We start from the raw sequence: 18,141 nt of genomic DNA on the forward strand, positions 1-18,141 counted from the left end.
TGCGCGCCGCTTTGCACAGAACGGACGCACCCTGAAAACTCTATGAACCATGGCGCCTGGCGCCTCTTTGGGCCCATACCCATGAGCGAAACGCAATCGGCCGAGCTGGCACTCAGCCACATCGATGAATCCGGACAAATCCGCATGGTGGACGTCAGCAGCAAGACACCCACCCAGCGTACGGCTGTCGCCGAAGGGCGTGTGCGCATGAGCGCCGCCGCCTATCGGCTCCTGACGGCACACGAAAACGGCAAGGGCGAAGTGCTCAACACAGCCCGGGTCGCGGGCGTTCTGGCAGCCAAGCGCTGCGCCGAGCTTATACCCCTGTGCCACAGCCTGCCGCTTAGCTTTGCGGGGATCGAATTCTTTTTGAACGACGCCGATCATGCCATCGCAATCAAGGCCACTTGCCGCACCGATTACAAAACCGGCGTCGAGATGGAGGCCATGACCGCCTGCAGCATAGCCGCCCTGACGATTTACGATATGTGTAAAGCGGCCGACAAGGGCATTGTTCTGGAAACAATCAGGCTAAGCTACAAATCGGGGGGTAAAAGCGGTGAATGGCACGGCAATTAAGGTTCTGTATTTCGCCCGGGTTGCAGACCTGACCCGAATCCGCCAGGAATCCTGGCCGCTCAGCCACGCCCTCAGCGGCACCGACTGGCTGCGCGAGCTCGAAGGCCGCTATCCGCAACTGGCGCCAACCGGCCGCCTGAAGCTGGCGGTCAATCAGTACCATGTGGATCATCAAAGCCTGATACAGCCGGGCGACGAGGTCGCCGTATTCGAACCGGTTACCGGAGGCTGACATCATGGTCATTGTGCAAGAAGCCGATTTCGATACCGCCGAACTGACTGCGGGTTTGCGCCAGCGCACCGCCGGCAAAACCGGCGCGCTCGTCACGTTTACCGGATACGTGCGCGACTATGCCGACGACGCCGCCACCCATACCCTGTTTCTGGAGCACTACCCCGGCATGTGCGAACGCGAAATCGAGGCCATCTGCGCTTCGGCCCAGGCACGCTGGCACGCGCACGAAAGCCTGGTGGTACATCGCTTCGGCAAGCTGCACTATAAAGAACAGATTGTTTTTGTCGCGGTCGCCAGTGCCCATCGTACTGACGCATTCAGGGCCTGCGAGTATATTATCGATGCCCTGAAAACCCGTGCGCCGTTCTGGAAACGCGAAACACTGGCCAGCGGCGAAAGCTTCTGGGTGCAGCAGCGCCAGGCAGACGCCGACAAAACCGGGCAATGGGAAGACAGCACCCCCACTTCTACTTAAGGAAACCGTATTGTGAGCAAAGCGTCCGCCGATAAGCCCCGGGTCATTTTGAACTGCGCCGTCCTGACCATTTCCGACTCGCGTACCGCCGACGACGACACCTCGGGCGATTACCTGGCCGCCAGCCTGCAGGCCGACGGCCACCGCTGCGCCAGGCGGGCGCTCAGCCAGGGCAATCTATACCAGATCCGGCAAATCGTCAGCGACTGGATCGCCGATGAAAACATCCAGATCATTATCACCAACGGCGGCACCGGCTTCACGCACCAGAAATCCACCGCCGCCGCCATTACGCCTTTGCTCGACATGAGCATCGCGGGATTCGGCGAACTGTTCCGGCATTTGTCGTACCTGGAAATCGGCACCTCCTCCCTGCAATCCGATGCTTTCGCGGGCTCAGCCAACGATACGCTTATTTTTTGCGTGCCCGGCTCGACCAATGCATGCAAGACCGCCTGGGAAGGTATCATCCGCCAACAACTCGACAGCACCCACCGTCCTTGTAATTTCGGTACTCACTACCAGGCCCGCTAATTTCTCTTGCCATCCACCCCCATACCATGCTTGATTTCGACGTAGCCCAAACCCGCCTGGCCGAAGCCGGCAAACGCCCCAAAGACACCGAAAACTGCCCGCTATACCAAGCCGCGGGGCGCGTACTTTCCCGCCCCGTCATTGCAACGCTTGATTTGCCTCCCACCGACAACAGCGCCATGGACGGCTATGCCATACGCTACGCCGACTATCATGCCGGCCGGCGGCTGTCCATCCAGCAACGCTGTTTTGCGGGCGAGCAGCCGCAACCCTTGCAGCAAGGCCAGGCCATACGCCTGTTCACCGGCAGCCTGATGCCGGCCGAAGCCGATACCGTCATCATGCAGGAAGATTGCCACGAGATCGACAATGCCGTCGATATCCGCCAGGAACCCAAAAAGGGTTCGCATGTCCGCAAGCAGGGCGAAGACGTGCGTGCGGGCCAGACCATCCTATCGGCCGGTACCCTGCTTGGCGCAGCGGAAATCGCGCTGCTGGCTTCGCAGGGAATCATCGAACTGCCGGTTTATCCGCGCTTGAAGGTGGGCATCCTGACGACCGGAGACGAGCTGGTGTTCCCCGGCCAGCCCCGCAAGAACGAACATATCTACAACTCGAACGGCCCCATGCTGGCCGTGCTGGCCGATAAGCTGGGCGCCCGGGTCGTACATGTGCTGCACGCGCTCGACACCAGCGCCTCCCTGCAGAAAGCCCTGAATACACTGCTCAAGGACTGCGATCTGGTGTTGACCGTAGGCGGGGTTTCGGTCGGTGAAAAAGACCTGGTCAAACCCGCCATCGAACAGGCCGGCGGCACGCTCGACCTTTGGCGCGTCTGCATGAAACCCGGCAAACCGGTGGCCCTGGCGCACGCTCGCGGCAAACCCATCGTGTGCCTCCCAGGCAATCCCGTCTCGGCCTTCAGCGTTTTCGCCTTGCTGGTTACGCCCCTAATACGCACTATGCAGGGCCGTGCCGAAATTCTGCCGCCGGTTCATTGGGGCCGACTGAAAACATCAAGAGAATTCAAGGAAACACGCGAAGAATTCCTGCGTGTGCGCGCCGAACCGACGCCGCATGAGATACCCGGGCTTGTTCCTTACGACAAACAAGGCTCGGGCATTATCAGCTCATTGCCATGGGCCAGCGGTTTTGCGCGCATCCGCGTCAATACCGCGGTGGGCAACGACGCCGTCGTGCCCTATTACGATTACCGGTACTGGCTGGCCTGACGCCCCCTCAAGGCTTCAGATACGCATAGCCCTGGTTCTGCAACTGGGTAATGCGCACGACGCCCGAGGGAGTGAAGTTGGCTTCCATGATGAAATCGTCTTTCTTGAGCTTGCGGTTCTTGAGCGTGATTTCGCAAACCTCGAAATCGACTCCGCGCGCAGCCAGGGCCGAGATCAGCGGATCGACCTTGGCGGCGTCCTTGTAATTGCTCATCAGGAAATCCACCCCCAAGGCGTGCGCCACGACAACGATCTTGGTATTGGGGGCCGTGTCCAGCTGGTTGCGGATATTGCGCAAACCGCCCAGGGCCTGATGCTCGGAATCATTGATGTGGTAGACGACACGCGGGACAGGGTCCGCCGCAAAAGCGGCGCTGGCAAAACCCAGTACGCCCAGGCTAATGACGAGGGCGAGGATTTTCTTGATCATGGTTTTTTCTCCGGATTGGAATGCATGGAAAATATACGTTAAACATAGCTGAAAAAATGTACTGTCGATTTCGACGGGCCGTCACACCTTGCCCTGATTGCCTGCCATACCCTTGACGATAGGCTCGTTCAATGTCAGGGACTTGATGGTTTTCCGGTCGCGCAGATAACGGGCCACAACCTCCCAGACAGGCTCGCCCTTCACGCCTTCGGCCACGGGCGCCCAACCGGCCACTTTATATACCTTGTCGGCTTCAATCGGCTTGCCGTTCAGGCTCATGTCGCCGATGCGGTGACCGGCGGGCTTGCCCGGCTCGATGCTGTAATGCATGCCGCCCACACGCACCATGTCGCCGCCTTGCTGATAATAAGGATCGGGATTGAACAGATTGTCGGCCACGTCTTCCAGTACGGTCTTGATCTGGCTGCCCGGCATCTCGTTCAAGGTCGTGTACGGATACGTAATGGCCGTCTGGTCCATCAAGTGCTCCATCGTAATGGTGGCGCCCGGCAACAGGCTGGTACCCCAGCGGAAGCCGGGTGAAAACCCGATCTCGGCCCCTTTCTCGGCCATCAGGGCGTCCAGAATCAGTTGATCGAATGTGCCGTTGAAATTGCCGCGCCGATACAAGGTATCGTCGGTCTGCGCCAGAGGCTCGGCCAACTTCGCGGCAAACGGCGCACGCGATTTTTCAATAAGCGCCGTCATGGCCGCATCGGGCGCCAGGTAATTGGCGAACACCGGCATCAGCTTGTAGCGGAAATCGGCAACCTTGCCGTTCTTGACGTCGAAGTCCAGCACGGCCAGGAACTTGCCGTTGCTGCCGGCATTGGTGACCAGCGTCTTGCCGCCTGAATTGGACACCAGCACAGGCTCGGGCACACCGTCGTGGGTATGGCCACCCAGAATCGCATCCAGCCCATGCACGCGCGAGGCCAGCTTCAGGTCGACATCCATGCCATTGTGCGACAACAGCACGACGGCCTGCGCCCCTTTGCCGCGCACCTCGTCGATGACCTTCTGCAAATTGGCTTCCTGTATGCCAAAGGTCCACTCGGACACCATATAGCGGGGATTGGCTATGGGGGTATAGGGAAACGCCTGGCCAATCACGGCAAACTTGATGCCGTTCATTTCACGCATGGAATACGGCGGAAACACCGGATCGCCGAAATCGGCCGTTTCAATGTTTTGGGCAATGAAATCGATCTTGCCCTTGAAGTCATGTTCGATCACTTCCTTTACGCGCTCGGCGCCCAGGGTGAACTCCCAATGCGCCGTCATGATATCGACGCCCAGCGCCAGGCTGGCATCCACCATATCCTGGGCCTTGGTCCACAAGGCCGTTGCCGAGCCTTGCCAGGTATCGCCGCCATCCAGCAGCAAGGCACCCGGGCGACTGGCCTTCATTTGCTTGACCAGCGTGGCCAAGTGCGCAAAACCGCCTACCTTGCCGTAGTGCCTGGCGGCATTTTCAAAATCCACACAGGAAAACGCATAGGCCTGCGCGGATCCCGACGCCAGGCCGTATTTTTTCAGGAAATAATCGCCCACCAGATGAGGCGCTTGATTCTTCGCATCGGCAATTCCAAAATTGACGCTGGGCTCGCGAAAATAAATCGGCAGGAGCTGCGCGTGACAATCGGTGAAATGCAGCAGATTCACATTGCCGAATTTCGGCAGATCGTAAAAATCCTTGGCGGCCTGCTCGGCAGCCCGCGCTGAATGAGATAAGCTCATGCCGCCCGCGGCGGCGATGGCCAAAACTTGTAGAAATTCGCGACGACTGATCATGAAAAACCATTCAAAAATAAATTGGAGAGCACCTGCCTGAAGGCGCAAAGCCCGGCGTTTGGCCGCACTTCCCTGGAATGCCGCATTGCGTGTGAACGTCTGCCAATAAGCCAGGGTGCCCTGGTCAGGCGCGGCACCGGAACCGCGCAAGGCCGAGCATCAACCAGGCGCCTTGGGGGCATACTTGATAAGGTCGAGGACATCCTCTTCGAACATTTCTCCGGGGATGACCTCGGCCAGCTTGCCGTCGGCCTTGATAACGAAGATCTGGGGGATGACTTTGCGCTTGCCGAATACCTTGAGCAGCTCTGGGGTTTCCATGGCTGCCGCAAAAGTGTAGCGATGCTTCTGGAGATAATCCTTGGCAGCCGATTCTTTGCGGTCGATGCTTACGGTAAGGATTTCGAGGCCCTTTTTTTGGGCTTCGAGCGTCAGCTTTTGCAGATAGGGATTTTGCCGCCCGCAAAATGGACACCATGAAGCCCAGTACTCCACGATGACCGGCTTGCCACGAAAATAGCCTTCCGCCAAATGCCGGCCATCGAGCAAGGTTACGGCCGGCAAATCGATGGCATCGCCCACGACCGGCTCGGCCCGTGCAAGCCCGGCAGACAGCAGTCCCGCTATCCCCAACAGGGTTGCAGCAAATCTTTTTTGCCACATATTTCGCACATCCTTCGATAAGCTGCTCGGGCTCCCGCGGCGCAAGCCGCGGGAGCCAAGGAATCACGGCTTGACCGTATCGTCATTCACCGGCGACTTGGGATCGAACAGCAAGGCCATGACATCTTTCAACTGCGCCTCGGTGAGAATGCCCGCCGCCCCGAAACGAGGCATCACCGAGCAGGCGCTATACGCATGCGAGTTGTAGACCTTGTTCCAGGTGTATTCGACGACCTGTTTGGAATTTCCGCGCTGCGTGCCGTAGTGCAACAGCGACGGGCCGATATTGCCGTACGAGATTTCCGCCTTGGTCATCTGGTGACAGGCATAGCAATTGCCGCCGCTGCTCGAACCCGGCTTGTCGGTGTATTGCAGGCCTTTGCCGCTCTGGGCGATTTTTTCCCCGGCTTTCCAGTTGCCCAGATACTGCCCGTCGGCCGGCGCCTTGATACTGGCCAGGGCTTCTTTGGTAATCGCGGCGGCCTGCTCTTTGGTAAGCGGTTTGCCTGACAAGCCGGCTTGCGAGCAAACCTGTTGCATGGGCGATTGGTCGAGGCGATCCAGCTTGGCGGTTCCCTTCTCGGAGAACGAAGCCTTGAGCTCGGCCACCAGGGCCTTGTGGTCTACCTTGACGGCATGTTCCGCGGCCATGACGGAAACCGATGCGGCCGACAACGCGACCATCGCGGCAAAGGGTGCGAATTTTGATTTTTTCATATTGGCTCCTGTTACCGTTTCAGACCAGGCGCTGCCATGGCGCCACCGTTGGCATTGACGCCAAGGAAAACCGTCAGATCAATGGAAGCCTGCGAGCCGTATTTCAGGACGGGCATGCGTTGCTGGCGGAAACAATCGTTCAAACGCCACTGCATGGTGCGCAACGCGCCTTGCGAGACCCGATAGGCTGGCCAACTGGAGTATGCCTCGCGAGCCGGGCCGGAAGCGGTCAGATTGGGCAGATCTTGCAAACGGATGCGCTGACCCGTGACGCTGTGGCAGGAAGCACAGGCAAAATCGTAGGGGCCGCCGCGGAAAAAGAAGATTTCCTTGCCACGGGCATAGGCCTCGCGTTCGTGCTTGTTGTTTTGCGGAACGGCGATTTTCACGCCTTTGGACTGCGCCACCACATAACCCACCAGCGACTCCATATCGGACGAATACTCGCCCGCTTTGGAAATGGCGTGCTTGATGACATCATCGGCGTTCAGGCCCTGAAGATTGACCATGCAATACAGCAGGCGCGACTCCAGGTCCATGACTTTATCGGCATCTTTGAAGTAGCGCGGCATATGAGCGTAGGCGCCCTTCAGGACACCCGGGCCCATGCCCAGGTCGCAGTGTTCGAGCGATGCCTTTTTAGGGCCGCGTTTTTCGGCCCACAGCTCTTGCCCCGTCATGACGATCAGGTCGGCCGGGTTGCCGCCTTCGCCCAGCATCTCGCGATACTGGGCAATGCCGTCGGCAGTGCTTTCAGCCGCTTGCACCTGGCCCAGAGGCAGCAAGGCGCCCCCCAGCAGCACGGCAAGAGCCGTCAATATTTGTTTTTTCATAATGCCTTCTCCTAAGACGGATTCCGCTTTATGGACTTCTGCGAAACCCTGCGATACCCCTCGGGCTGATTAGCGAATTTCCGTCGTATCGGTACGGCTTTCACCCTCGTTGTCTTTCCAGGCTATCGTGATTTTGTCGCCCTTGTTTCCGCCCTTGAACTTGAACGACAGAAACGGGTCGCGCGAGACGGCTGGGCCCCACTGGGCGCTGAGCACAGTCTTGTCGTTGCATTTCGCCTCGACCACGTCGATGAAATGGGCGGGCACGATCTTGCCGTCGCTGCCCTTGCGCTGGCCGGTTTCCATGATGTGGCTCATGAGTACTTTAACTTCGGTTACGCCGTCTTTTTCGACGGCGCGTATACGCATTGGTCTGGTTGCCATAGTTCTGTTCCTTGATGTCTTGATTCAGTTCTGTATGCGCGTTAACCGCCGCAGCCGCCGAGCGTCACTTTGACTTCCTTGTGAACGGCATAATATTTGCCGTCGGCTTTGACCAAAGCATAGATATCGGAGGTTTTACCCATTTTGATGCGGGTCGCAATATCGGCAACGGTATTTTCCGGAATGTCGAAAAGCGCCGACAAGGCATTCGGGTTGTTCGGCACCAGGACGGAAATTTGAGTGGTATTGGGCAGATCGCTGACCACTCCGACCGGCACCACGGCGCCGTTTTCGGCGATATCGGGCGCAACCAGCTTGATTTTGTCGCTATTGACAGGCTCGGATCCCCCCAAGGCCTTCACCACATCGCCGACCGAATGGCCGCCGAAGGCCTCTTTGTTCCATTGTTCTTGTGCGGCCAGAGCCTGCTCGGGGCGCAAAACCCCCGCAGCCACCGCCAAACCCAATACCGTGCCTAACCGCAGCACGTCTCTACGCTGGTGATTCATACTTACTCCTCTTTTATTTAAGCGAATCATCTTTAATACTGTTAATGCCCGGCCGAAGTCTGCGCCAGAATCCATTGAAGCATCGAATTTATATCGGCATCGTCAAGATTCGGGTGAGGCGGCATAGGCACTGCTCCCCAAACTCCGCTCCCTCCGTCGCGGATTTTCCCTGCTAATTTCTGCATAGCATAACTCGCTCCCTTATATTTTTTGGCTATATCCAAAAAAGAAGGGCCGAGCAATTTTTTATCGACGGCATGGCAAGCCATGCACGCGTGGTCTTTTAACAGTTTAATGGCATCGTCGCCACTTTGCGCCGGCCCCGCGGGTTTTCCCGCGGAACCCTGTGCGGCGCCCGGAGCCAGGGTGCTGCGCGCATAGTTTTTGACTTCGGCGGCATTTTCGCCCGCCGCAACGACAAGCGCCGGCTTGAGTGTGTCGGCGCCGCGCACCGGCCCGACAATGCGCATTTGCGCAGCCAGATCGCCATTCGAATTGCGTGCGTATGGCGGCAAGGTTGACGATACAAGCGGTTGCGCGACGCAATTGGCCATGCAAGCCGTATTATGGGTATCCGGCTTGCCGTCGACGTCCCAGAGCCCCTTCCAGAAGACCATGCCGTTGCGATTGGGCATTTTTGCCTGAACCTCGGCCATGTTTTTGTCGGACAGGGTGAAATCGTCGGGAACGATTTCGGCCAGGTTCAGCAGGTAGGCCAGCACGGCGTACACATCGTCGGGCTTGAGGGACTTGGGCGCATTCCAGGGCATGGCGCGATGTATGTAGTCCCACAGGGTCGATATGGTGTCGACCTTCATGAAGGTGGTGCGCACAGGCTGGGTGCGGCTGGTCAGGGATGCGACATGGCCGGTCTTGATGTCTTCTTCCGTGGTTCCGCCCACGATGGCGGTAAAGACCTCGTTGCTTTCGGCGAATGAACCATGACAGGAGGCGCAGGTGGAATCCCAAAGGGTATTGCCGCGCTCGACGGTGCCGCTGCCTGGCGGCAGGCCCTTGAAATCGGGCCGCACATCGATGTTCCAAGCCTGGATTTCGCTGGCGGTAGCCGGGCGGCCCAGGCCGAAGTTGTCCTGAGCCTGCGCCAGCCCCGACAAGCCCAGGGCCAATATGCCGGCGGCGGCCGTGCGCTTAGTCCACGTGTACATTGAAGACCTCCCCGGTAGCGGCCACTTTCCACGACTGGATCGCATTATTGTGGTAGGTGGAGCGGGTGCCGCGCACTTCCCGCAACTGGCTGTAGCGCGGCTGCACGAAGCCGGTACTGTCGGTGGCGCGGCTTTGCAGAATGACCGGAGAACCGTCCCAGACCCAATCGATATTGAAACGGGTCAGGCATTTGTCGAGGATGGGTGTTTCAAGGCGAGCCGTTTTCCAGTTCCTGCCACCGTCGAAGGACACGTCGACCTGTTTGATCTTGCCTCGTCCCGACCAGGCCAGGCCGCTGACATTGAAGAAGCCTTGGCCCAGCAGTACCTGGCCGCCCGAAGGCGACGTAATAACGGATTTGCATTCCTGGATGGAGGTGTACTGGCGCATTGTGCCGTCGGGCATCAGGTCGACGTAATGCGAGGTTTCGTCTTTGGCGTTCCAGGGCTTGTCGCCCACCTTGATGCGCCGCAGCCATTTGACCCAGGACACGCCTTGCACGCCTGGCACCACCAGGCGCAGAGGGTAGCCATTTTCGGGGCGCAGCATTTCGCCGTTCATGCCCCAGGCCACGATGGCGTCGTCCAGGGCCGCTTCGAGAGAAATGGTACGCGTCATGCTGGAGCCGTCGTTGCCTTCGGCGAGGATGAATTTGGCATTTTTCAGATCGGCGCCGCAATCGTCGAGCAAGACCTTGAGCGGTACGCCGGTGAATTCGCAGCACGACAGCATGCCGTGCGTGTACTGGACGGTGGGGACTGCGGCATTGCCCCATTCCATGCCGGTATTGGCGCCGCATTCGATAAAATGGATTTTCGATACTGCGGGCAAGCGCATGAGGTCGTCCATGGTGTAGACCTTGGCTTCCTTGACCATGCCATTGATCATGAAACGATGCTGCTCGGGATCGACATCGACCCAGCCCTGATGATGGCGTTCGAAGTGCAGGCCATTGGGCGTGATAATTCCGAAAAAGCCCTGCAATGGCGCAAATGCCACCGAGGCTTGCGTTGTCGGGGTAAGGCCGGGCGACTGGCGGCGCAGCAGGTTGGCTTCGTATTTGGAAGGTGTGCCATACGGATGGAATGCCACGGGGTTGCCCAGTATGGTGCTCCATGGACGGGGCTGCAGGATCATGGGGTCGCCCTGGGCTCCTGGGGCCGAGGCAGCGCTTATTGCCCCGGATCCATCGGCTTGTTTGGCGGCGGCCATCATCGAAGAGCCCGCCGCGAGGGCAGCTCCGGCGGCCAGGAAGCTCTTTTTCAGGAATCCACGGCGTGTTTGGTCAAGTCCGTGGATGGCTATGTCGTGAATCAAAGCGTCCGATAGGAATCCCTCGGGCGCTTTTTGCAGCCGTCCTATCGGTACAGGCGGCTTGTTGCTTGTACTCAAAATCCTTCTCCAACTCTATATCTCTTTTAATAATATATTAATAACTAGATAATCTAAATAGGTAAAATCCCCGAAAACGGGAAAACGCGACTGCATGCGTGGATGGCTCTGGCCGCAACGCTATGCCAATCAAAGTGAGGCCGCTAAAGATATCGCTCGGTATATCCATCTGTTCTATAACCCCATTCGTATGCATTCCACATTGGGTTACTTGGCGCCCGATGTTTATGAGAAAGTAGAAGCCAGAAAAACTCGCCTGAAACTGTCCACTAAAACTTGACCACTACAGACAGCCGCTCCCTTGAATCCCGATCCAGGCGCCGGCCGCGGCGGACTCAAGCTCGCTCACCCCACCTGGGCCGCCACCCCCGCTTGCGTCGGAGTTTTTTGGGCGATTGTTAGGCGACGTTTTTCTTATTTCTTATATTTCTTATATTTCTTAGATGTTTACAGGCCAGCGGTTTTTGTGTGATCACAGGCTGGCGCGAGCATGCGGGGGCTGCGCGGACACTTCACGACAGCATGTCCGACCAGATGGCATGCGCCCAGCTCATGGCGTCGCGCCCTTCCCGTTCGCTCGGCGCCACCGACAGCCCGCCCGCGCCAGGTACCGTCAACATGGTTTTCTGGCCCGCATCATAGCGGTGCACGGACGCCACATGCATGGCTTGCGATTCTGTGACGAAGCTATAGCAGGTATTGGAATAAATCGGCTCGGGATCAACCGGCTGCTGGCTCAGCATGGCCACGATCGCCGCGGCGCAAGTCTTGCCGTGCTGATTGGCCATGTGCCCGGACTTGGGCATGATCGGCGCAATCTGGATTGAATCTCCCAGCACATGCACCCTGGGCGCCACCTTTGACTCGAAACTCAGAAAGTCGACTTCGCACCAGCGGTCGTTGGCCGTGGCCAGGCCGGACTGGACCGCCACCGCGCCGGCACGCATGGGAGGCACCAGGTTCAGCACGTCGGCGCTTTCTTCTTCGCCCAATTCAAAGATGACCTTGTTGGTGGCCACATCGACGTCGACTGCCTTGAACTCCGGCGTGTATTCGATCATGTCCGGGTAAAACTTCTTCCACGCGGCCTTGAACAAGGCGCCTTTGGAAGTCACGTCGGCATTGGCATCGAATATGTGCACCTTGGCACGCGGCTTGTGTTTTTTAAAGTACGAAGCCACGAGGCAAGCCCTTTCGTAAGGCGCGGGCGGGCAACGATAAGGCGCTTCGGGAATCGAAATAATGAAACGGCCGCCGTCGGGCATGGCTTCGAGTTGACGGCGCAAGGCCACGGTTTGCGGCCCGGCCTTCCAGGCATGCAGGATTTTTTCATGTGCGCCGGCGCTGGCCATGCCGGGGATTTTGTCCCACATGAAATCAATGCCCGGCGATACGACGACACGATCATAGGAAATGCTTGCGCCGCTTTTCAGCAGCGCCCGCCCCGCTTCGGCATCGATGCGATCGACATAGTCCCGAACCACCTGCACGCCATGGCGGCGCCGCAGTTCATCGTAGGAAACGGTGACATCGTCTATGGTCAAAGCCCCCTCGAGCACCAGATTCGAGATCGGGCATGACACAAAACTGGCATTGGGCTCGACCAGGGTAACGCGGATGGTCCCTTTGCTCCACAGGCGTATATAACGGGCGGCCGTTGCGCCGCCGTAGCCGCCGCCGACCACCAGCACATGACCGTTGCTTCCGTCGGCAGCCAGGCTCAGCCCGGGCATGGACAAAGCGCCGCACAGGCCCAGGCCGCGCAGGAAAGTACGCCGTTTCATTGCACCTCCGGTTTTAGCTGGGCGTACCAGCGGGCGATCCGCCCTATGGTGGCCGCGTCGTAGCCTTTGGCAATCTGCTGCATCAGATCCCCCGGCGTGTTGCCCGCCGCATAGGCGCGCATTTTCAGTTCTATTTCATTGGCGGGCCTGCCCGCCAGACTCGGAATGCCGGAATTTTTCACCGGCCTGGCTGCGCCATGACAGGTTACGCAGGAAGCCGCCAAACTGCTTGACTGCGGATCGGCAAGCGTCGAGCCGGCAGCCCAGGATCGAGGCACAAGCAGGCCCGAGCCCAGCGCACTGCACAGCATGCTGACGGCAATTCGCCGGCAGGCCCGCAAGCCGGCTCCGCCTATATTGGCCCTGCGGGCGCGATCTGTTCGGCTAGACATAAATCCTCCCGCGTATTGATATTGAAGAAAGCATTTGAGTCCCCTGTAAATGCTACCTCGACAGCCTGATTCAGTTGCTGCCACTGCTGCACTTTGCGCCCGCCTTCGCGCAGAAACTCAAGCAAGTTTCGGTTCGCGCTCCGATGCAACAGCATGCATAAAGGATGAGGCCCGCCTGCGCTGGCATAGGCCATGATTTTCCCAGTCCCGGCCAGGGCCTGCGCCAATCTGTCCACCAGGTCGTCGGGCAATAGCGGCACATCGACCGGCACCACCATGAGCCAGGGTGTTTCCACTTTCGCCAGGACGCTGGCCACTCCCGCCAAAGGCCCCAGCCCCGCGCCCAATGCCGGATCGTCGCTTATTGTTGTTCCGTAGCGCGCATAAGTATCGAGATGACGATTGGCATTGACCCATACCTGTGCCACTCGGGGCTCAAGATAGCGCCGCATATGCGCAACCAGCGGTTCGCCGCGCAGCTCCAGCAAGCCCTTGTCGACGGCGGCCTGGTCGGCCAGTTGCATGCGGCTGGCCCGTCCTCCGGCAAGAATCAGGCCGCTTAACGATTGCCGGTCAATCATCCGCCGATATAACTCATTTCAATTTTCTTCTGTGGCGTGGTTGCCCGGCCGCGCAGTTCGGAATAGCGATCGTCGCGCCTCGCCCATATGCCGGCCATGCATGCCGCCAGTTGTTCGTCGTCGGCATCGCTGCGCACAATGGCCCGCAAATCATGGCCGTTGGCCGCGAACAGGCACAAGAACAACTTGCCTTCGGGCGACAGGCGAGCCCGAGTACAGTCGCTGCAAAAGGGTTGCGATACGCTGGTGATGACGCCGATTTCGCCGGCTTGATCGAGATACCGCCAGCGCCCCGCGACTTCGCCGCGATATCCCGCATGTACCGGCTCGAGAGGGAATTCCGAACCGATTTTTTTCAATATTTCAGCACCCGTGAGCACCTCTTTCATGTTCCAGCCATTGGTCGTGCCCACATCCATGAATTCGATGAAACGCAGGATATGGCCGGAATGGCGGAAGTGGCGCGCCATGGGAATCAGCTGATCGTCGTTCAGGCCCTTGCGCACCACCATATTGACCTTGACCGGCGCCAGCCCCACGCGCGCGGCCTCGTCGATGCCGCGCAAGATGGTCTTGACGCTGACCTGGCTGTCGCTCATGCGTTCGAACATGACATCGTCGAGCGCATCGAGACTGACCGTAACGCGGGTCAGGCCGGCGTCTTTGAGCGACTGGGCTTTTTTGGCCAGCAAAGTGCCATTGGTGGTAAGAGTGATATCGACGGGCAGGCCTTCCGGCGTACGCAACTGCGCCAGCATTTCGATAAGCGTTTCGAGATTTTTCCGCAGCAGGGGCTCGCCGCCGGTAAGACGGATTTTTCGCACTCCCAGGCCAATACCGACGCGGGCGATACGCGTGATTTCCTCGAAACTGAGCAGCGCCGCATGCGGCATGAATTTGTAGCTGCCGTCGAATACCTCGCGCGGCATGCAGTATGTACAACGAAAATTGCAACGGTCGGTCACGGAGATGCGCAAATCGTGCAGAGGCCTGTGCCGCGTGTCGAGCAAAGGCCCTCCCGCCCGCGGCACGGCAGTTTCCGCCGAGGCCGGGGAAGCGGCTTCACGATGGCCGGTAAGAAAAATGACTTTGCTCATGATTCAATCATAAACCACTTACGCTAACTGCTCTGAAGAGCGACGAACGAGGGGCCGAATGCTTCCTGCAAGGTTTGAACCTGGCCCATGTAAGTGGCATCGTAGCCCACCAGCTCGGACACAAAGCTCTGGTACTCCTGACCCAGCATCAACGCCAGCAGCCGATCCATCTGGGGCGTACCCAGGCTGTCGCGGTGCACCGCGAAAAAATAGCGTTCCTTGGCCAATGGAATGAATGCCAGGCCGCAGCGCCAGGCCGCCGTTTCCACGCCAATGCCGACATCGGCCATGCCGCTGGCAATATGCGCGGCAATCGCCATGTGCGTGAATTCATTGCTGTCGTAGCCCTGGATGCGCGAGGTTTCAATGCCCAACTGCTTGAGCATCAACCCGACCAGGTGGCGGGTACTCGAGCCGATCTGGCGATTCACAAAGCGCACATCGGGATTCACCAGGTCGGCAATGGTGCGGATTTTTTTTGGATTGTCAGCCTGCACGAACATGCCGGTATTGCGTACGGCCAGGTGGATCAGGCAATGCCTTTCGGGGTTCAGCCACTCGCTGTAGCGTTGCAGAATGGGCAGTTCGAACGCGCCTATCGGCAGTTGGAAACCCGCCAGGTCGCACTCGCGCCGGTCGAGCGATGCCAGAGCTTCGATGGCGGTACGGTAACGCAACTCGAGCGGCGACATATGCAAGTCATTGGCCAATTGCATCAAGCCCTCGACCGCAAAGCCGTGGCTCGCGTGCAAACGCAGATGCGGCTGGCTTTCGGGATACAGGCGTTCCAGTTCCTCCTGCAATTCCGAGGCCATGCTTTCGAGCGTAGGCATCAAACGCGCGTCGACACGCCGGTTGGCCCACAACAAACGCTGGCCGAACGGGGTCAGCTTGGTGCCCTGCCGGCGATTGGTATCGAGCAGCTCGGCACCGAATTCTTTTTCGGCGTTGCGCAAGACCCCCCAGGCATGGCGATACGACACTCCGCAGGCCTTGCATGCACCGGCGATATGCCCGACTGCGTCGATGGCGGCCAGCAATCGCAACACCTCGCCCAAAGCCACTATTGCACCTGTGGGTTTCTCAAGCACCCACTCGGAATTCAGGCGTGCTTTGAATTTATATGTCATTACTTGCCTATTGAAAAAACTGAATATGCCTAGTAGATTAGCCTGGAAGCAATTCAATTCAATATGCAATTATATGCATAATAAGAAGCAATACAAGCCTTGCCCGAGACAAACCCATAACGAGGATAGCGTCATGCATACCCCTCCCAGCCGTCCCGAAACGGTACCGTCCGATCAAACCGTGCAGCAGGTCGCCCAGCAGGCCCTGCAACATTACCAGGGGCAGCCGGGCAATCTCCTGCCCATCCTGCACGCCATCCAGGACACGCTGGGCTACATCCCGGCCAAGGCCGTTCCCGTGCTCGCCGAGGCCCTGCAGCTCTCGCGCGCCGAGATTCACGGCGTGATCAGTTTTTATGCGCACCTGCGCGACAAGCCTGCTGGCAAGGTGGTGCTTGAAATATGCCGCGCCGAGGCCTGCCAGGCCATGGGCGGCGAACACCTCGCCGAACATGCCCGGCAGCAGCTGGGTTGTGACTTTCACGCCACAAGCAGCGATGGCCAGGTCACTCTCGAACCGGTTTACTGTCTAGGCCTGTGCGCGCAATCGCCCTCAGTCATGGTCGACGGCCAGCCTTACGCCCGCATGACACCGGCCAAGCTCGACCAGTTGCTGCGCGACAAGGGGGTATAAGACATGGCCCAGCCCATCAGGATTTTCGTTCCCAGGGATACCACCGCGCTGGCTGTCGGCGCCGACGCCGTGGCCCAGGCCATTGCACAGGAGGCGGCGCGCCGCCAAATCTCCGTTCAAATCGTGCGCAACGGTTCGCGCGGCCTGCTGTGGCTTGAAACCCTGGTCGAAATCGAAACACCGCAAGGGCGACATGCCTACGGCCCGGTCGAGGCAAGCGATGTCGCCGGCCTGTTCGACGCCCGCTGGCTCGAAGGCAAGCACCATGCCCTCGCTCATGGGCTGACCGAAGAAATTCCCTACCTTAAAAACCAGGAACGACTCACATTTGCCCGCGTCGGCATTACCGACCCGCTCAGCCTGGACGACTATCAGGCCCATGGCGGATTTGCCGGGCTGAAACGCGCGCTGGCCATTGAACCGGCCGCCATTGTCGACGAAGTCGTCAACTCGGGCCTGCGCGGCCGCGGAGGCGCGGCCTTTCCAACGGGAATCAAATGGAAAACCGTGCTGGCCACGGCAGCCGAGCAAAAATACATAGTCTGCAATGCGGACGAAGGCGATTCCGGAACGTTCTCCGACCGCATGCTGATGGAAGGCGATCCCTACGCCCTGATCGAAGGCATGGCCATTGCGGGCCTGGCCGTTCAGGCCACCTACGGCTACATCTATGTCCGGTCCGAATATCCCCATGCCATTGTGGCGCTCAATGCGGCGATTGCCCTGGCGCGCCAGGCAAACTGGCTGGGCAGCAACATCCAGGGCAGCGGCCGCGCATTCGATCTCGAAGTCCGCAAGGCCGCCGGCGCCTATATTTGCGGCGAAGAGACATCGCTGCTCGAAAGCCTGGAAGGCAAGCGTGCCGTCGTGCGCGCCAAGCCGCCCTTGCCGGCCGTCAGCGGTCTGTTCGGCAAGCCCACCGCCATCAATAATGTCATTTCCCTGGCGTCGGTGCCCATCATCCTGGCACGCGGCGCCGCGTTTTACCGCGACTATGGCATGGGCCGCTCGCGCGGCACCCTGCCTTTCCAGCTGGCCGGCAATATCAAACAAGGCGGCCTGGTCGAAAAAGCCTTCGGCGTCAGCCTGCGCGAGCTGCTCTACGATTTCGGCGGCGGCAGCGCCTCGGGCCGCTCCTTGCGCGCGGTACAGGTGGGTGGCCCGCTGGGCGCTTACCTGCCTGAATCGCAGTGGGATGTGCCGCTGGATTACGAAGCCTATATAGGCATTTCCGCGATGCTTGGGCATGGCGGCCTGGTCGCCTTCGACGATAGCGTCGACATGGCGAAAATGGCCCGCTACGCCATGGATTTCTGTGCCATCGAATCCTGCGGCAAATGCACGCCCTGTCGTATCGGTGCCGTGCGCGGCACCGAGGTCATCGACAAAATCATCAACAACGATCAGCGTGAACAGCAAGTCCATCTGCTGCGCGATTTATGCGACACCATGCTGGGCGGGTCTTTATGCGCGCTGGGCGGCATGACTCCTTACCCGGTTCTGTCGGCGCTCGACCATTTCCCGGAAGACTTCGGCCTTTCCGCCACACCCACATCGACTCAGAAAGTCGCCTGATCCC

At 59.1% G+C, this 18,141-nt stretch carries 22 protein-coding genes; 8 read left to right on the forward strand and 14 right to left on the reverse strand.

The annotated features are described in order from the left end of the window. Positions 1-81 precede the first annotated feature (81 nt). Genes moaC through glp form a run of 5 tightly spaced genes read left to right on the forward strand, consistent with a single transcriptional unit; the run spans position 82 to position 3,055 of the window. Complete coding sequence (gene moaC, locus LSG25_RS11055) at positions 82-579, forward strand: cyclic pyranopterin monophosphate synthase MoaC (RefSeq protein WP_232740987.1); 498 nt, start codon at positions 82-84, stop codon at positions 577-579. Then, a complete protein-coding gene (locus LSG25_RS11060; protein WP_232740988.1) occupies positions 560-811 on the forward strand; it encodes a MoaD/ThiS family protein in 252 nt (83 codons plus the stop codon). Before moaC ends, LSG25_RS11060 begins: the two co-directional genes overlap by 20 nt. Positions 812-815: 4 nt before the next feature. Continuing rightward, complete coding sequence (locus LSG25_RS11065) at positions 816-1,289, forward strand: molybdenum cofactor biosynthesis protein MoaE (protein WP_232740989.1); 474 nt, start codon at positions 816-818, stop codon at positions 1,287-1,289. 12 nt (positions 1,290-1,301) lie between these two features. Then, positions 1,302-1,823 carry a molybdenum cofactor biosynthesis protein B gene (gene moaB / locus LSG25_RS11070; RefSeq protein WP_232740990.1) on the forward strand — a complete coding sequence of 174 codons (522 nt, stop codon included), beginning with the start codon at positions 1,302-1,304 and terminating at the stop codon, positions 1,821-1,823. A 26-nt stretch (positions 1,824-1,849) separates the two neighbouring features. Beyond that, positions 1,850-3,055, forward strand: coding sequence for a gephyrin-like molybdotransferase Glp (gene glp / locus LSG25_RS11075; RefSeq protein WP_232740991.1), 1,206 nt, complete (start codon positions 1,850-1,852; stop codon positions 3,053-3,055). Positions 3,056-3,062: 7 nt separating this feature from the next. Here glp and LSG25_RS11080 read toward each other — a convergent pair whose 3' ends face one another. The 9 genes from LSG25_RS11080 to soxC all read right to left on the reverse strand — a co-directional run bounded on the left by LSG25_RS11080 (position 3,063) and on the right by soxC (position 10,944). After that, positions 3,063-3,485 (reverse strand): DsrE family protein, encoded by a 423-nt coding sequence (locus tag LSG25_RS11080; RefSeq protein ID WP_232740992.1) that lies wholly within the window; start codon positions 3,483-3,485, stop codon positions 3,063-3,065. A gap of 81 nt (positions 3,486-3,566) precedes the next feature. Beyond that, entirely contained in the window at positions 3,567-5,276 is a 1,710-nt protein-coding gene (gene soxB, locus LSG25_RS11085; protein ID WP_232744658.1) for a thiosulfohydrolase SoxB, read from the reverse strand. Between the two features lie 162 nt (positions 5,277-5,438). Then, positions 5,439-5,942: a TlpA disulfide reductase family protein gene (locus LSG25_RS11090; RefSeq protein WP_232740993.1), complete on the reverse strand. Its 504-nt coding sequence runs from the start codon at positions 5,940-5,942 to the stop codon at positions 5,439-5,441. 63 nt (positions 5,943-6,005) lie between these two features. Next, a complete protein-coding gene (gene soxX, locus LSG25_RS11095) occupies positions 6,006-6,659 on the reverse strand; it encodes a sulfur oxidation c-type cytochrome SoxX (protein ID WP_232740994.1) in 654 nt (217 codons plus the stop codon). An 11-nt stretch (positions 6,660-6,670) separates the two neighbouring features. Beyond that, the gene (gene soxA / locus LSG25_RS11100; RefSeq protein WP_232740995.1) at positions 6,671-7,492 is read right to left on the reverse strand and encodes a sulfur oxidation c-type cytochrome SoxA; all 822 of its coding nucleotides are present in this window, start codon (positions 7,490-7,492) and stop codon (positions 6,671-6,673) included. A gap of 69 nt (positions 7,493-7,561) precedes the next feature. Beyond that, entirely contained in the window at positions 7,562-7,876 is a 315-nt protein-coding gene (soxZ, locus tag LSG25_RS11105) for a thiosulfate oxidation carrier complex protein SoxZ (protein ID WP_232740996.1), read from the reverse strand. Positions 7,877-7,917: 41 nt separating this feature from the next. After that, positions 7,918-8,385 (reverse strand): thiosulfate oxidation carrier protein SoxY, encoded by a 468-nt coding sequence (soxY, locus tag LSG25_RS11110; protein WP_232740997.1) that lies wholly within the window; start codon positions 8,383-8,385, stop codon positions 7,918-7,920. A gap of 41 nt (positions 8,386-8,426) precedes the next feature. Beyond that, a complete protein-coding gene (locus LSG25_RS11115) occupies positions 8,427-9,551 on the reverse strand; it encodes a c-type cytochrome (protein ID WP_232740998.1) in 1,125 nt (374 codons plus the stop codon). Further along, positions 9,535-10,944, reverse strand: coding sequence for a sulfite dehydrogenase (gene soxC / locus LSG25_RS11120; RefSeq protein WP_232740999.1), 1,410 nt, complete (start codon positions 10,942-10,944; stop codon positions 9,535-9,537). Before soxC ends, LSG25_RS11115 begins: the two co-directional genes overlap by 17 nt. Before the next feature lie 94 nt (positions 10,945-11,038). On the opposite strand from soxC, the gene LSG25_RS20505 reads away from it, so the two are divergent. Next, the gene (locus LSG25_RS20505) at positions 11,039-11,224 is read left to right on the forward strand and encodes an IS3 family transposase (protein WP_370635854.1); all 186 of its coding nucleotides are present in this window, start codon (positions 11,039-11,041) and stop codon (positions 11,222-11,224) included. 232 nt (positions 11,225-11,456) lie between these two features. Here LSG25_RS20505 and LSG25_RS11125 read toward each other — a convergent pair whose 3' ends face one another. The 5 genes from LSG25_RS11125 to LSG25_RS11145 are packed head-to-tail and all read right to left on the reverse strand — an operon-like array spanning position 11,457 to position 15,928. Continuing rightward, positions 11,457-12,728, reverse strand: a complete 1,272-nt coding sequence (locus LSG25_RS11125) for an FCSD flavin-binding domain-containing protein (RefSeq protein WP_370635855.1) — start codon at positions 12,726-12,728, stop codon at positions 11,457-11,459. After that, the gene (locus LSG25_RS11130; protein ID WP_232741000.1) at positions 12,725-13,120 is read right to left on the reverse strand and encodes a cytochrome C; all 396 of its coding nucleotides are present in this window, start codon (positions 13,118-13,120) and stop codon (positions 12,725-12,727) included. The genes LSG25_RS11125 and LSG25_RS11130 overlap by 4 nt, the downstream gene beginning before the upstream one ends. After that, positions 13,081-13,701, reverse strand: coding sequence for a molybdenum cofactor guanylyltransferase MobA (gene mobA / locus LSG25_RS11135; RefSeq protein WP_232741001.1), 621 nt, complete (start codon positions 13,699-13,701; stop codon positions 13,081-13,083). The genes LSG25_RS11130 and mobA overlap by 40 nt, the downstream gene beginning before the upstream one ends. Next, positions 13,698-14,798, reverse strand: coding sequence for a GTP 3',8-cyclase MoaA (moaA, locus tag LSG25_RS11140; protein WP_232741002.1), 1,101 nt, complete (start codon positions 14,796-14,798; stop codon positions 13,698-13,700). The genes mobA and moaA overlap by 4 nt, the downstream gene beginning before the upstream one ends. A 23-nt stretch (positions 14,799-14,821) precedes the next feature. Further along, positions 14,822-15,928 carry a substrate-binding domain-containing protein gene (locus tag LSG25_RS11145; protein ID WP_232741003.1) on the reverse strand — a complete coding sequence of 369 codons (1,107 nt, stop codon included), beginning with the start codon at positions 15,926-15,928 and terminating at the stop codon, positions 14,822-14,824. 133 nt (positions 15,929-16,061) lie between these two features. Between LSG25_RS11145 and LSG25_RS11150 the strand changes: the two genes are divergently transcribed. Continuing rightward, positions 16,062-16,562: a formate dehydrogenase subunit gamma gene (locus LSG25_RS11150; protein ID WP_232741004.1), complete on the forward strand. Its 501-nt coding sequence runs from the start codon at positions 16,062-16,064 to the stop codon at positions 16,560-16,562. Positions 16,563-16,565: 3 nt separating this feature from the next. Then, a complete protein-coding gene (locus LSG25_RS11155; protein ID WP_232741005.1) occupies positions 16,566-18,137 on the forward strand; it encodes an NADH-quinone oxidoreductase subunit NuoF in 1,572 nt (523 codons plus the stop codon). The last annotated feature ends 4 nt before the right edge of the window (positions 18,138-18,141 follow it).

Origin of the sequence: Paralcaligenes sp. KSB-10, assembly GCF_021266465.1 — a bacterium.
Taxonomy (GTDB): Bacteria; Pseudomonadota; Gammaproteobacteria; order Burkholderiales; family Burkholderiaceae_B.

What these genes read in the sequence shown, in the direction of transcription:
- moaC (WP_232740987.1), top strand. Translation starts at nt 82, where the DNA reads ATGAGCGAAACGCAATCGGCCGAGCTGGCACTCAGCCACATCGATGAA.
- LSG25_RS11065 (WP_232740989.1), top strand. Translation starts at nt 816, where the DNA reads ATGGTCATTGTGCAAGAAGCCGATTTCGATACCGCCGAACTGACTGCG.
- glp (WP_232740991.1), top strand. Translation starts at nt 1,850, where the DNA reads ATGCTTGATTTCGACGTAGCCCAAACCCGCCTGGCCGAAGCCGGCAAA.
- LSG25_RS11080 (WP_232740992.1), bottom strand. Translation starts at nt 3,485, where the DNA reads ATGATCAAGAAAATCCTCGCCCTCGTCATTAGCCTGGGCGTACTGGGT.
- LSG25_RS11090 (WP_232740993.1), bottom strand. Translation starts at nt 5,942, where the DNA reads ATGTGGCAAAAAAGATTTGCTGCAACCCTGTTGGGGATAGCGGGACTG.
- soxX (WP_232740994.1), bottom strand. Translation starts at nt 6,659, where the DNA reads ATGAAAAAATCAAAATTCGCACCCTTTGCCGCGATGGTCGCGTTGTCG.
- soxA (WP_232740995.1), bottom strand. Translation starts at nt 7,492, where the DNA reads ATGAAAAAACAAATATTGACGGCTCTTGCCGTGCTGCTGGGGGGCGCC.
- soxZ (WP_232740996.1), bottom strand. Translation starts at nt 7,876, where the DNA reads ATGGCAACCAGACCAATGCGTATACGCGCCGTCGAAAAAGACGGCGTA.
- soxY (WP_232740997.1), bottom strand. Translation starts at nt 8,385, where the DNA reads ATGAATCACCAGCGTAGAGACGTGCTGCGGTTAGGCACGGTATTGGGT.
- LSG25_RS11115 (WP_232740998.1), bottom strand. Translation starts at nt 9,551, where the DNA reads ATGTACACGTGGACTAAGCGCACGGCCGCCGCCGGCATATTGGCCCTG.
- LSG25_RS20505 (WP_370635854.1), top strand. Translation starts at nt 11,039, where the DNA reads ATGCGTGGATGGCTCTGGCCGCAACGCTATGCCAATCAAAGTGAGGCC.
- LSG25_RS11125 (WP_370635855.1), bottom strand. Translation starts at nt 12,728, where the DNA reads ATGAAACGGCGTACTTTCCTGCGCGGCCTGGGCCTGTGCGGCGCTTTG.
- LSG25_RS11130 (WP_232741000.1), bottom strand. Translation starts at nt 13,120, where the DNA reads ATGTCTAGCCGAACAGATCGCGCCCGCAGGGCCAATATAGGCGGAGCC.
- mobA (WP_232741001.1), bottom strand. Translation starts at nt 13,701, where the DNA reads ATGATTGACCGGCAATCGTTAAGCGGCCTGATTCTTGCCGGAGGACGG.
- moaA (WP_232741002.1), bottom strand. Translation starts at nt 14,798, where the DNA reads ATGAGCAAAGTCATTTTTCTTACCGGCCATCGTGAAGCCGCTTCCCCG.
- LSG25_RS11145 (WP_232741003.1), bottom strand. Translation starts at nt 15,928, where the DNA reads ATGACATATAAATTCAAAGCACGCCTGAATTCCGAGTGGGTGCTTGAG.
- LSG25_RS11150 (WP_232741004.1), top strand. Translation starts at nt 16,062, where the DNA reads ATGCATACCCCTCCCAGCCGTCCCGAAACGGTACCGTCCGATCAAACC.
- LSG25_RS11155 (WP_232741005.1), top strand. Translation starts at nt 16,566, where the DNA reads ATGGCCCAGCCCATCAGGATTTTCGTTCCCAGGGATACCACCGCGCTG.